Source organism: Leifsonia sp. SIMBA_070, assembly GCF_046534635.1.
GTDB lineage: Bacteria > Actinomycetota > Actinomycetes > Actinomycetales > Microbacteriaceae > Leifsonia.
In genome coordinates this window covers 1-246 of record NZ_JAWRYK010000742.1, presented here as the reverse complement: position 1 = coordinate 246, position 246 = coordinate 1, and the positions used below count along the sequence as shown (strand labels likewise).

1 pseudogene is annotated in these 246 nt (G+C 47.6%); it reads left to right on the top strand.

The annotated features are described in order from the left end of the window. A pseudogene (locus SB754_RS22220) lies at positions 1 to 246 on the top strand (ergothioneine biosynthesis protein EgtB); the annotation flags it as partial.

Here is a 246-nt window from a genome sequence, read left to right as displayed (position 1 = left end):
CCACGAGCAGCAGCATCAGGAGTTGTTGGCCTATGACATCAAATATATCTTGGGTACGCAGCCTACCTTTCCGTGCATTGGCGAGCGGTTTAAACTCAAGGAAGAGACACATCAACAGCAATGGCACCATTTTTCGGAAGGGATCTACGAAGTGGGGTACCAGGGAGACGGTTTTTGTTTTGACAATGAACTGCCCGTGCACAAAGTCTATCTCGGGGAATTCGAAATCAGTAACAAATTGGTGAC